This window comes from Mesorhizobium sp. P2_E9 (genome assembly GCF_056403815.1).
The window spans coordinates 40,538-52,390 of the sequence record NZ_JBFUET010000005.1; the positions used below are offsets into that span (position 1 = coordinate 40,538).

At 62.1% G+C, this 11,853-nt stretch carries 12 protein-coding genes; 7 read left to right on the forward strand and 5 right to left on the reverse strand.

Annotation, left to right across the window (positions count from 1 at the left end):
• Nucleotides 1-89 precede the first annotated feature (89 nt).
• The 6 genes from AC1D05_RS10465 to AC1D05_RS10490 all read left to right on the forward strand — a co-directional run bounded on the left by AC1D05_RS10465 (nt 90) and on the right by AC1D05_RS10490 (nt 7,660).
• Nucleotides 90-1,490 (forward strand): oligosaccharide flippase family protein, encoded by a 1,401-nt coding sequence (locus AC1D05_RS10465; protein ID WP_477440649.1) that lies wholly within the window; start codon nt 90-92, stop codon nt 1,488-1,490.
• Nucleotides 1,490-2,770, forward strand: coding sequence for a GNAT family N-acetyltransferase (locus tag AC1D05_RS10470; protein ID WP_477440651.1), 1,281 nt, complete (start codon nt 1,490-1,492; stop codon nt 2,768-2,770). Before AC1D05_RS10465 ends, AC1D05_RS10470 begins: the two co-directional genes overlap by 1 nt.
• 4 nt (nt 2,771-2,774) lie before the next feature.
• Entirely contained in the window at nt 2,775-3,662 is an 888-nt protein-coding gene (locus AC1D05_RS10475) for a creatininase family protein (RefSeq protein ID WP_477440653.1), read from the forward strand.
• Nucleotides 3,659-4,831, forward strand: a complete 1,173-nt coding sequence (locus AC1D05_RS10480) for a YncE family protein (protein ID WP_477440655.1) — start codon at nt 3,659-3,661, stop codon at nt 4,829-4,831. The genes AC1D05_RS10475 and AC1D05_RS10480 overlap by 4 nt, the downstream gene beginning before the upstream one ends.
• 376 nt (nt 4,832-5,207) lie before the next feature.
• Nucleotides 5,208-5,888: a hypothetical protein gene (locus AC1D05_RS10485; protein WP_477440657.1), complete on the forward strand. Its 681-nt coding sequence runs from the start codon at nt 5,208-5,210 to the stop codon at nt 5,886-5,888.
• A gap of 347 nt (nt 5,889-6,235) precedes the next feature.
• The gene (locus AC1D05_RS10490; protein WP_477440659.1) at nt 6,236-7,660 is read left to right on the forward strand and encodes a tyrosine-type recombinase/integrase; all 1,425 of its coding nucleotides are present in this window, start codon (nt 6,236-6,238) and stop codon (nt 7,658-7,660) included.
• A 249-nt stretch (nt 7,661-7,909) separates the two neighbouring features.
• On the opposite strand, the gene AC1D05_RS10495 is transcribed toward AC1D05_RS10490, so the two are convergent.
• Complete coding sequence (locus AC1D05_RS10495; protein WP_477440661.1) at nt 7,910-8,815, reverse strand: transcriptional regulator GcvA; 906 nt, start codon at nt 8,813-8,815, stop codon at nt 7,910-7,912.
• A 215-nt stretch (nt 8,816-9,030) separates the two neighbouring features.
• On the opposite strand from AC1D05_RS10495, the gene AC1D05_RS10500 reads away from it, so the two are divergent.
• Nucleotides 9,031-9,165: a DUF1127 domain-containing protein gene (locus AC1D05_RS10500; protein WP_477440919.1), complete on the forward strand. Its 135-nt coding sequence runs from the start codon at nt 9,031-9,033 to the stop codon at nt 9,163-9,165.
• A 174-nt stretch (nt 9,166-9,339) separates the two neighbouring features.
• On the opposite strand, the gene AC1D05_RS10505 is transcribed toward AC1D05_RS10500, so the two are convergent.
• From AC1D05_RS10505 to AC1D05_RS10520, 4 genes are all read right to left on the reverse strand, one after another.
• Complete coding sequence (locus tag AC1D05_RS10505) at nt 9,340-9,795, reverse strand: VOC family protein (protein ID WP_477440663.1); 456 nt, start codon at nt 9,793-9,795, stop codon at nt 9,340-9,342.
• The gene (locus AC1D05_RS10510) at nt 9,792-10,706 is read right to left on the reverse strand and encodes an alpha/beta fold hydrolase (protein ID WP_477440665.1); all 915 of its coding nucleotides are present in this window, start codon (nt 10,704-10,706) and stop codon (nt 9,792-9,794) included. The genes AC1D05_RS10505 and AC1D05_RS10510 overlap by 4 nt, the downstream gene beginning before the upstream one ends.
• Before the next feature lie 75 nt (nt 10,707-10,781).
• Nucleotides 10,782-11,018 (reverse strand): tautomerase family protein, encoded by a 237-nt coding sequence (locus tag AC1D05_RS10515; protein ID WP_477440667.1) that lies wholly within the window; start codon nt 11,016-11,018, stop codon nt 10,782-10,784.
• 24 nt (nt 11,019-11,042) lie between these two features.
• On the reverse strand, nt 11,043-11,753 hold the full coding sequence (locus tag AC1D05_RS10520) for an SDR family NAD(P)-dependent oxidoreductase (RefSeq protein ID WP_477440669.1): 711 nt from the start codon (nt 11,751-11,753) through the stop codon (nt 11,043-11,045).
• Between the last annotated feature and the right edge of the window lie 100 nt (nt 11,754-11,853).

Here is an 11,853-nt window from a genome sequence, read left to right on the forward strand (position 1 = left end):
GCGCGGACCGCTCCTCACCCAACCGTTTCTTAATGTGTATCCGCTACACCAAAGCCTGAAAAAGAGGCGGAAAACGGAGAGAGATCGGGGTGCGCTTTTCCGCGGCCACGACTGCCGGGCGGTTCTTGCCGCAGCGTTTGGCGCTGCGCGTGGGGCCGTTGCTTGCCCGCATCGACGCCGTGCTGTTCACCGCCGATGAGCGCGGCGAGGCCGGCCGCATGTCGGTCATAGCCTTCTCCATCCGCATCGTCAGCGCCGTCATCGCCTTCATCAGCCAGGTGCTGATGGCGCGTTGGATGGGCTCGTTCGAATACGGCATCTTCGTCCTCGTCTGGGTGACGATGGTCATCGTCGGCAACCTCGCCTGCCTCGGCTTCCACACCTCGGTCATTCGCTTCATCCCCGAATACCGTGAGCGCGGGATGATGGACGAATTGCGCGGCATCGTCGTGGCCAGCCGCCTGTTCGTGCTGATCGCCTCCACCATCATCGCCGGGCTCGGCGCGCTCGGCGTCTGGCTGGCGGCGCCCTGGATCGAGAACTACTACGTGATCCCGTTCATCCTCGGCGTCATCTGCCTGCCGATGATCGCGGTGTCGGATCTGCTGCAAGGCCAGGCCAGGGCGAACAGCTGGGCGCTTTTCGCCCTGTCGCCAACCTACCTGATACGACCGGTGCTGATCCTGCTGTTCATGGCGCTGATGCTCTATGCCGGCTACGCCGCCGATGCCAGGACGGCGATCTTCGCCTCGATCGCCGCCACCTATGTCACCACGCTGGCGCAGCTGATCGGCGTCACGCACCGCATGGAAAGGCAGATCCCGGCCGGGCCGATGAAGGTGCATTTCGCGCAATGGTTCATCGTCTCGCTGCCGATCTTCCTGGTCGAAAGCTTCTTCTTCCTGCTCACCAATGCCGACGTGCTGATGGTCGGCGCCTATATGAACCCCAACGACGTCGCCGTCTATTTCGCCACGGTCAAGACGCTGGCGCTGGTGCATTTCGTCTACTTCGCCGTCAAGGCCGGCGTTGCCCAGCGCTATGCGCAGTTCACCCATGGCGAGCCGGCTAAGCTTGCCGCCTTCGCCCGCGAAACGGTGTCGTGGACCTTCTGGCCGTCGCTGCTGATGGCGCTGCTGGTGCTGGCGCTCGGCGAACCCATGCTGGTGCTGTTCGGCCCCGAATTCACCTCGGGCTATCCGCTTCTGTTCCTGCTCGTCTTCGGCGTCGTGGCGCGCGCTGCCGTCGGCCCTTGCGAAAGCCTGCTCACCATGAGCGGCAACCAGAACATCTGCGCCGCCGTCTATGCCATGACCCTGGCCTTCAACATCGGCCTCAACGTGGTGCTGATCCCGCATTTCGGCCTGTGGGGGGCGGCCATGGCCACCGCCTTTGCCATGATCTTCGAGGCCAGCGCATTGTCCTTCACGGTGTGGCGCAAGCTCGGCATCGTCATGGCGATCTTCGTGCCTGCCAAAGGAGCCGCCTGATGGCCGCCATCCCGTTGCTCGAGGAAACCAGCGGCGGCACCGCCGGCGCCATGGTGTCGGGCCTTGCCGGCCTGGCGCGCGACGCCGACCCGGCCCATATCGAAATCCTCGCCAACAACCGGCCCGAGCGCAAGCTTGCCATCTACCCGGCATCGGCCGGCTTCGACCTGGTCGAGGAGTTGGATTATCTCTGCGCCCGCACGATCGAGCCGAACGTCTTCTTCAATCCGCGTTTCCTGGCGCCGGCCATGCCCCGGCTGGAGGATCGCGAAGTCCGGCTGGCGGTGATCCGCGACGGCGACGAATACCGCAACCGGCTGCGCCTTCTGGTGCCGCTCTCGGTGGAACGGCCCGTGGTGCCGCTCGGCGTTCCGGTGATGCGCACCTGGTCGAGCCCCTTCGGTCCGCTCGGCACGCCGCTGATCGACCGCGACGATCCGATCGGCGTCGTCGAGGACTTCTTCTCGATGCTGTCGCGCCCGCACCTCAAGATGCCGAAAGTCCTCGTGCTGCCCGACATGAGGCTCGACGGCCCGGTGGCGAGCGTACTTGGTACCGTGGCCGAGACGCGCGGGCTGACGCTGGTCACCACCGGCCAGACGGCGCGCCCCGTGCTGGAGAGCGAACTCGACGGCGACGACTATCTGAAGGCTTCGCTGCGTTCGCACCACTACCGCGAGTTCCGTCGCCTGAAGCGGCGCCTTGCCGACCTCGGCAGTCTGGAGCATGTGGTGGCGCGCGGCCCCGAAGAGATCCGCCACGCCATCGAAAGCTTCCTGACGCTGGAGGCGTCGGGCTGGAAGGGCCGCGAGCGCACCGCCATGGCGATCGACCGCTTCCGCGCCGCCTTTGCCCGCGAGGCCGTGCACAGGCTCGCCGAACAGGACATGTGCCGCATCCATTCGCTGACGCTCGACGGCCGCACCATCGCCTGCCTGATCGTCTTCGTCGAGGCCGGCGTCGCCTATACCTGGAAGACGGCCTATGACGAGACACTATCGGCCTATTCGCCCGGTACGCTGCTGATGATCGAGGTCACCAGGCAGCATCTCGACGATCCCAACATCATGATGACCGATTCCTGCGCGGTGCCGGACCATCCGGTGATGAGCAGGCTGTGGACCGAGCGCAAGCCGATCGGCACGCTGGTGATCGGGCTGACGCCGGATGCCGACCGCCTGGCGCGCCAGGCCGCCTCGCAGCTTCACCTCTACCGCGAGACCCGCAACATGGCCCGGCTGCTGCGCAACCGCATGAAGAGCCTGCTGAGACGGCGCTAGACCCATGATCTCTGACTTCCGCGGCTGGAGGCGCCTTGCCGAGCCCCCTGCCCCTTACACAAAGGCTGGAACGATCGCGAGGTTCGCGGGCATCGTCGTCGGCCTTTGGTTTCTGTCAGGCCTTGCTTCAGTGGCGCACACTGCCAGCGCGTCGGTTTTCCTCGAGGACCAGACCTGGACCGAACTGCGCGATCGGATCGCCGCCGGGACGACGACGATCATTGTCCCGATAGGCGGCACTGAACAAAGCGGCCCCGCCATGGCGCTGGGCAAGCACAATGTGCGGGTAAAATTCCTGGCTGAAAAAATAGCCGGACAGCTGGGCAACGCGTTGGTCGCGCCCGTGATCTCCTATGTTCCGGAAGGAACCATCGATCCGCCGACCGCCCATATGAGGTTTCCCGGGACGATCACCATCGGCGACAAGATTTTCGAGCAGCTGCTCGAATCCGCAGCCCGCAGCTTCAAGCTGCACGGCTTCAAGACCATCGTGCTGATCGGCGACCATGGCGGCTATCAGGCCGACGAGCGCCATGTCGCCGATCGCCTGAATGCCGAATGGCGCAAGACCCCGGTCCGGGTCTTTGCGGCGCTCGAATACTATCAGATCACCCAAGGCGCCTATGTCGACAAGCTCCTGTCGGCCGGCGCGACGCGGCCGGAGATCGGAACCCACGCGGGATTGGCCGACACATCGCTCATGCTCGCCATCGACCCGTCCATGGTGCGCAAGGATCGCCTTGCGGCCGCCCCGAAGCTCGATGCCGGCGACGGCGTCTATGGTGGCGATCCGACACGATCGTCAGCCGCGTTTGGCCAACTCGGCGTCGACCTGATCGTCAATGGGACGACCGACGCGATCCGCGAATTCGAAAAACAGCAGCCCAAATGATCAAACCATATCTGCAGTTCACGAGCTTTCCCGCGCTGCTCGTCTTGTTGCTTGCCCTGTCCTCGGCATCGGCTTCGGCCGGCTCGTGTCCGGAGGATTGCAGCGAGCCGGCGCCTTCGCGCTCCCCGATCAATATCTACGACCAGACAAGCTCTGATCATTTGAGCCCGGCGACGGCAGGCGCGCTACCCCGTGTCTATGTTCCGAACCGCTCGTCCAACAGCGTATCGGTCATCGACCCCCTGACCCTCAAGGAAGTCGACAGGTTCCCTGTCGGGCGCAAGCCGCAGCACGTCGTTCCGTCCTGGGATCTGAAGACGCTCTGGGTCGCCAACAACGCCAGCGGCACCAGCAAGGGCAGCGTGACGCCCATCGACCCCAGGACCGCAAAGCCGGGTCACGAAATTCCGGTCGATGACCCCTACAATATGTATTTCATGCCTGACGGAAGCTCGGCCGTCATCGTCGATGAGGCCTACCAGCGGCTCGACTTTCGCGATCCGCAGACCATGGCGCTGAAGTCGACGCTTCCGACGCCGTCTTGCCCCGGCATCAACCACGCCGATTTTTCCGTCGACAGTGCCTACGCCATCTTCACCTGCGAATATGGCGACGGCGGCCTCCTGAAGGTGGACCTGAAAAACCAGAAGGTGCTCGGCCACCTTGCTCTGTCGAAAATGGGCATGCCGCAGGACGTCAGGCTCTCCCGCGACGGCAAGGTCTTCTACGTTGCCGACATGATGAACGGCGGCGTGTTCCTGATCGACGGCGACAGCTTTTCCGAGATCGGTTTCATCGCCACCGGCATTGGCACGCACGGATTTGTCGTCAGCCGTGACGGCACAAAGCTCTACGTTTCCAACCGCGGCTCGCACAAGATGGAGCAAGGCCGTGCAAAGGGGCCGGGCAGCGTGACGGTCATCGATTTCGCCACCCGCTCCGTCGTCGCGCAATGGCCGATACCCGGTGGCGGCAGCCCCGACATGGGCAATGTCAGCGCCGACGGCAAGCAATTGTGGCTGTCCGGCCGCTTCGACAGCGAGGTCTACATGATCGACACGACCTCGGGCGCCGTGACGAAAATCCAGGTCGGCGTCGAGCCCCACGGCCTGACCGTCTGGCCGCAGCCCGGCCGATACTCGCAGGGCCACACCGGCAACATGCGATAGGCATCTCGACCGCGAAGACGCGTGACGCAGCCGCCTGGTGTGCCTGCTTCGTCCAAGGCCAGAAAACTGTTCTCTTCGACGGGCTTTCTGGAGCAATTCCAGGAAAAGTGTGAGCGGTTTTTCGTCAGGAATTGCGTCAAAACAAAGAGTTAGAGCAGTTCGCCGTTTCCATGAAACGGTGAAACGCTGTAACGGCCACGCCTCGCTTGTGTGGCCAAACTGCACCGCCGATTTCCTGCCGGGAACCGTTCGGACGAAGCGGCCCACACGAATGGCACATCGTCACATAACTGTAATGGCGCGCGCCTAGCTAAATCCCGCCACATCCCAACGCGCCGCACCATCCCGACGCGACGCCACATCTCGAGGAAAGACCATGCTTTTGCGCACCATCATCGCCCCATTGGGCGTCTGCTTTTCCATGGCCACATCGGCCTTCGCAGCCGACCTGGTCGAAGCCCCGCCACCGGCAGCGCCGAGCTGGACGATTGCGATCGAAGGAGATCCGGAATTCTACGCCATCGACAATGGCAGCAACACCGCCCGGTCGCTTGCCGACACCTACTTCAAATTCAGCGTCTCGCACAATTTCGACAACAATTTCGTCGGCGGCATCTTTATCCAGCCGACCTTCAAGACCGGCGGCAAGTCGCAGTACTACGCCGAAGCGAGCCTCGGCTACAAAATCAAGATCACGGATGCCTTCACCCTGACCCCCAGCCTCGGGCTCGGCTACACTTGGCACGACACGGGCATCATCAAGGACGACGATGCCAACGCCAATGTTCCCTACTACGCCCTGTACATCGCGGGCGATTGGAAAGTCTCCAAGCAGTGGACCTGGAACGTCTTCAACTTCCGCTACCGCAACGCCTTCAGCACCACGTGGGAAACGCCGAAGCTGGCCACCGGCGTGACCTACAACATCGACTCCACCAACGCGGTCTATGCCAGCGTCGGCTATTCCTGGAAGAAGACCGACACGACGTCAGCTCCCTACAACGATCTCGCCGGCGACAAATGGAACATCGGGATCGGGTACAAGCATTCGCTTTGAGCGGATCGGCCGGGGGCGCAGGCTGGCACTAGGCGTCGGCCTGCGCCCTGAATGCTCTCGGCTGCCTGCTAACGAACTCCGAATGGCTTTGCCACTCGAAGCTCGAAGAGCGAAGGGTGGTGCCCCTAGCCGGGATCGAACCAGCACTCCTTGCGGAACTCGATTTTGAGAGACCGGATATGCCCTATCCTAACTTTATCCGGCGGTATCCAATTGTACGATAACCGATTGTAGACACTAGATTTTTCGGCTCGTCCAATCATCCATACCTAACCGGATATACGCCACGGTTTGATTTCTGGCTGCACCTATTCTGCAGCTGAAATCGACTTTAATGGAGGTTAGGAATGCCCAAAATCAAGCTCACCAAGACGATCGTCGATGCTGCAACGGCCGATCAGGAACCCTACGAACTTCGCGACACCATCACACCGGGGTTCTTGCTGAAGGTCACCCCGACCGGACGCAAGATATTCATGGTGGCCTACGTCGCTGCCAACGGCCAGCGGCGAAAGCCCGCCATCGGCCGCTTTGGCGAAATCACCGTGGAGCAGGCTCGAACGATTGCCCAGAACTGGCTCGCCGACGTCCGCAAGGGCAAGGACCCGAGCGCCGAACGCTCCGCCACGCGAAAAGCACCGACAGTCAAGGAACTCTTCGACCGGTTTATCGACGACTACTCGGAAAGCCGAAACAAGCCCTCGACCGTCAAATCCAACCGGGGGTACGGCAAGCTCTACATCATCCCACACCTCGGCCAGATAAAGGTGCCCGACGTTACGCGGGCCGACATCGCGAACCTCATGAAGAAAATGTCGAGAGCCCCGACGAACGCCAACCGCGTCCTCGCGGCCGTCCGAAAGATGTTCAACATGGCCGAGGTCTGGGGAATGCGGCCCGACGGGTCGAACCCATGCCGACATGTTCCCAAGTTCCCGGAACGGGGAAGGACAAGACTGATCACCGATACGGAACTGAAGCGGCTCTACGCCTACCTCGACAAGGCCGAAGCCGAGGGCCTGGAGCATCCCTTCATCCTCCTCGCAGTCCGGCTCCAATTCGAGTTCGCCGCGCGCATGTCGGAGATCCGGCAGCTCGAATGGGCTTGGGTCGATCTCGACAACCGGCGCATCGAATGGCCCGACAGCAAGACCGGCGTTATGTCCAAGCCGATGAGCGCGGAGGCGGCCCGGCTGTTCGGGACGGCCCCGCGCTTCGAGGCCTCGCCCTTCGTCTGCCCATCAATCTTCGATCCAAACCTCCCGATGTCGAAGCACACCTACTATCACGGCTGGAAGCGCATCCTTGAGCGGGCCGGCCTGCCGCACATCGGCACACACGGAATCCGACACCGCTCGGCGACCGACATCGCCAACTCCGGCGTACCGGTGAAGGTCGGCATGGCGCTCACCGCGCATAAGACCGTCACCATGTTCATGCGCTACGTCCACACCGAGGATGACCCAATAAGGGCGGCCGCCGAGGCCGTGGCGCAGAGGCGTCTGACCCTGATCGGTGGCGCGCCAGCAGTCCCAGCCCCAACGCTCATTCCCGAGCCAATCGTCGCGCCCCCCACCATCGCCCCCGAGCCCGCTGAAGCGCTGACCCAGGCGGCAGATCAGAAGCTGCTTGGTCTTGTCGATGGCAAATACTCCTCACGTACCAAGCTCGGAAATTACAGGCCGTTCCGCCACCGTAGCGGCCAGAACCGGGCAGTGCCTCCCGGAACCAGGCGCGCTGACGGTGAGCAGGAGTCTTCCGATGTCCAATAAGCCGACAAGCTCAAGGAAGGCGACATGTACAAGTGCGCCAAAGGCAAGACCGACGAGGCGACTAACACAAGCGAGGTGGCCGGCGTGCATCGTATTGCCGTGTTGATACCTGCATAGAAGAACTCGGCCGAACTATCGGTCGTCGTGAGTCTGGCCGCGGGAATGCAATCAGGCTGGGCATGTAGCGAAGCTCAATTGGCGAGGGGCCTTTGTGACCGCTTGACCATCGCGATCTGGAAGGCGCTGGACCTATGGAGCGAGCGTCTTGAGGCGGCGCACGTCATCGGCGGCCTCTGCCAACAGCCAGTCGCGGAACGTCGTGATTTTGGGCAGCGTCGACGTCGCCTTGGGGCAGACGATCCAGTAGGTCTTGGACAATCGCAGAGCCATGGCGAATGGTCTTACGAGGCGCCCGTTGATGAGGTCCCAAGCCGCAAGCGTGGTGCGGGCGAGTGCGACACCCTGGCCGTCGATAGCCGCGTCTATGACCATGCTGGCGCGGTTTAAGACCGGTCCGTGGGAGAGTTCGGCACCGACCACGCCAGCGGCCTCGAGCCATTCCGACCAGTCCTTTCGGTCATCAAGATGCAGCAACGGAAATTTCAGCACATCGGACGGCTCGCGCATCCGCTGGTGAAGTTTCGGACTGCAGACCGCGAACAGTTGCTCGGAGCACAGGCGAACAACATCATGCCCCGCCCAGTTGCCATCGCCGTGCCGCACTGCAAGATCGACGTCCTCTCTGGCGAAGTCGACGTGATGCATGGTTGCGGAAATCCTCAGATCAATATCGGGGTGCATCTCGGCAAACCGGCCAAGGCGGTTGACCAACCACTTGGCGGCAAAGTCGGGCGAGGTGCTGACCGTCAGAGCCCCTGCCCGAGATAGATGCTGTATACGTTCCGTGCCGAGAGCGATCCGGTCGAAGGCATCGCGCGCCACCTCCAGATAGGAGAGGCCGGCCCGTGTGATGCTCAGCTTTTGCCATTCGCGATCGAACAGCCTGATGCCCAGTTCGCGTTCAAGAGCCTTCACCTGATGGCTCACCGCACCCTGCGTCACGGACAGTTCTTCCGCCGCCCTGGTGAAGCTCTCATGACGTGCCGCCGCCTCGAAGGCTTTGAGGGCGTTGAGTGATGGCAGTCGGCGGGCCAATCTCGCACCATGTCATGAGAAAAATTGGGGGAAGCACGAGAAGCCATGCTTTGCACCCGCCAGCAGATTCGAGCATTTCAAGGCCACACGTCAACACGGATGCCGCGAAAGGATGAGAAATGTTGAACTACCGGCTGACTGAAGGGCGGAGGCCTTCGTCGTCACTGCCGACACATGTCCGTCACATCATCAACAATGTGACAGGACCGATTGTGATGGTATCGCGCTGGATACAACGCCACTGCCAACGCGAACAATTGGCCGAGCTCGAATCCCATCAGCTTGCAGACCTGGGGCTGAGCCGTACCCAGGTTCGGAACGAATGCGAAAAATGGCCTTGGCAGGCCTAATGCTCGACCGCCCCCGCGACGCGGTCGGATCAGCGAAGCAGGATTTCATGGACTGCCGGTATACGGCGCGCCGGGCTGCGGGTCGCGCGGCCCCGCGCCGACAAACCCCTCGCCGCGCAGCGCAGCAATCTACAGTGAAAAGCGGATCGTTGCGGACTGTGCGTCCTTCCAGGGCTAACCGTAAACGACCCCCGGCTTACTCTGACCCACTTCGATGATGTAGCCGTCTAGATCGCGAATGTAGCACCGAGTCTCGCCGTACTTTTCCATCGGCTCCGTGATGAATTCAGCGCCCCGGGCTTGCCAGCGTTCATAGCAGCCGTGGATGTCGGCAACGCGGATGTTCATGAAGCTGCTGAGTGAATCGGGATTGGGGGGAACACCGAGCGTCACCGACGGTTTGTCAGGTGTGGGGCCGCCCCCTACGTTGACGATGAGCCACGTGTTGGCGATCTGGATGTACCCCGGCGCGCCACTGCTATCGCCCAGGCTCAGGATGCGGCCTCCGAAGACCATCTCGTAGAATCGTGCCGAGCGTTCGATGTCGGCGACTGTCAGAAAATGCGCGACGGTAAAGCCGTTGTGCGGGGGCATTGCATAGATTTCATCCTCAACTCGTACTTGGGTCATCCGCGACTCCTATTGAGACAGTTTTCCAAGTCTTCGCAGGTCGCCATGGCACGAGCTCCCTGTTCCAAGTGACGATCGAGAAAGTCGCGGACCAATGTCGCAATGTCTTCGAGTTTTTCATCGAGCGCAAAATGTCCGGCGTCGAGAATGTGGATCTCGGCGTCCGGCACATCTCGGGCATAGGCATGCGCGCCAGCGACGGTGAAGGACGGATCGTAGCGTCCCCACGCTACCAGCATCGGCGGCCGGTGTGTACGCAGCCAGGCCTGCCAGACCGGATAGGCGGCGACATTGCTTTGATAGTCGTAGAACAGGTCCGACTGGATGCGTCCCTGTCCCGGGCGCGAGAGCATCGCGGCTTCGTCGGTCCAGCTGTCAGGGTTGTATCGTTCCGGCTTGGGGCTGCGACCGACATGGCGCTGCCGCGCGGCTTCAATCGAGGTGAAAGTGGACATCACTTTTTCCTCGTGCGCGGCCCGGTCCAACCAGAAGGCCTTGCGCGCATCCCACAATGGTCCGAGGCCTTCTTCATGCGACACAGCATTCTGGATGATGATCGCTCGCACGCGTTCGGGATGGCGCATCGCCAGCCGCATCCCGATAGGGCCACCGTAGTCCTGCTGGAGAAGGACGTAGCGCTCAAGGCCAAGCGCCTCGACGAATCCCTCGATCACCTCGGCCAGATGGTTGAAGGTGTAAGCGAAACTGTCCGGTGAGGGCGCGTCGCTATGGCCGAAACCAGGATAGTCGGGCGCAATGAGGTGATAGCGGTCAGCGAGCAGCGGCAGCAGCGTATCGTACATGCGCGATGACGACGGGAAGCCATGGAGCAGCAGGATGGTCGGGCCATCGCGCAGGCCCGCTTCGCGGTAGAATAATCCCAACCCATCCACCTCGACGGTGCGATACATCAGGGTCGCCGACGTCGAAGACGAAACCATGTCAGCTGCAACTCCAGTATGCTTTTGGGGGAGACGCGATGGGGCTCAAACGCCCTTTGCAGCCAGCAGCTTGCGGTATTCGCCGACGGGCATGCCGCCCCAACCCCAATTCTCCATCTCCACTTCCTCAAACACCACCCAGGTCCAATCCAGCGGCTTGCCGAGGACGTCGAGCAGCACTTCGCTCACACCCTTGTAGATGGCTGCTTTCTGCTCCGCTGTAACGTGGCCCACACCGGGCTCGGTGCCCTCGCGCGTGAGCTGGACGGTAACAATAGGCATGAAGGGTCTCCCTTGACTGGTGGGTCAGTGGCCAGCGCTCTGGCCGCCGTCGACATGAAGCGTTTCCCCTGTCACGAAAGAGGCATCCTCCAGGTAGAGGACCGCGCCGACGATGTCGGAAATCTCACCAAGGCGGCCCAGCGGATGCAGGCCCGCCAGCGCCTCGTACGTCTCGGGCGCATGCATCGGCGTCCTGATGACGCCCGGCGACACGGCGTTCACCCGAATTCCGCTGCGGGCATATTCGATCGCCAGACTCCGGGTCGCGGCGTCGAGCCCGCCCTTTGTCAGCGAGGCGAGCACCGATGGCACCTTCGAACTGGCCTGCTTAACCAGGCTCGTGGTGATGTTGACAACATGCCCGCCCCGCTGACGTTCCATTGCGGCGATCACTGCCTGGGTGGCGAAGAAGAAACCGGTCAGGTTGGTCGCGACCGCGCGGGCGTAATCCTCTGCCGAGTAATGCGTGAAACTGCTAGCAAGGAAGATGCCGGCGTTGTTTATCAGCGTGTCGACCCGTCCGAAACGCTGGAGTGTTTCGTCGACCACCCTCGGCCCCGTAGCGGGGTTACCGATATCGCCCGCAATCGTGAGCAAGTCCGATCGATCGGAAGGTTTGATGGAGCGAGAGGTGGCAACGACGCGGTAGTTCCGGCCGAGATAGGCCTCAACCAGCGCTGCGCCAATGCCTTGCGACCCGCCGGTGATGACAACCACTTTTTGTTCAGTTTCCATGACAGACCTCGATGATGTTGGGGACCACCGACCCAGCTGCGCCGCGTCTCTTCCCGGACTGAATATGTGGACAATCAAGGCCTGCAACCATTGTCCAATG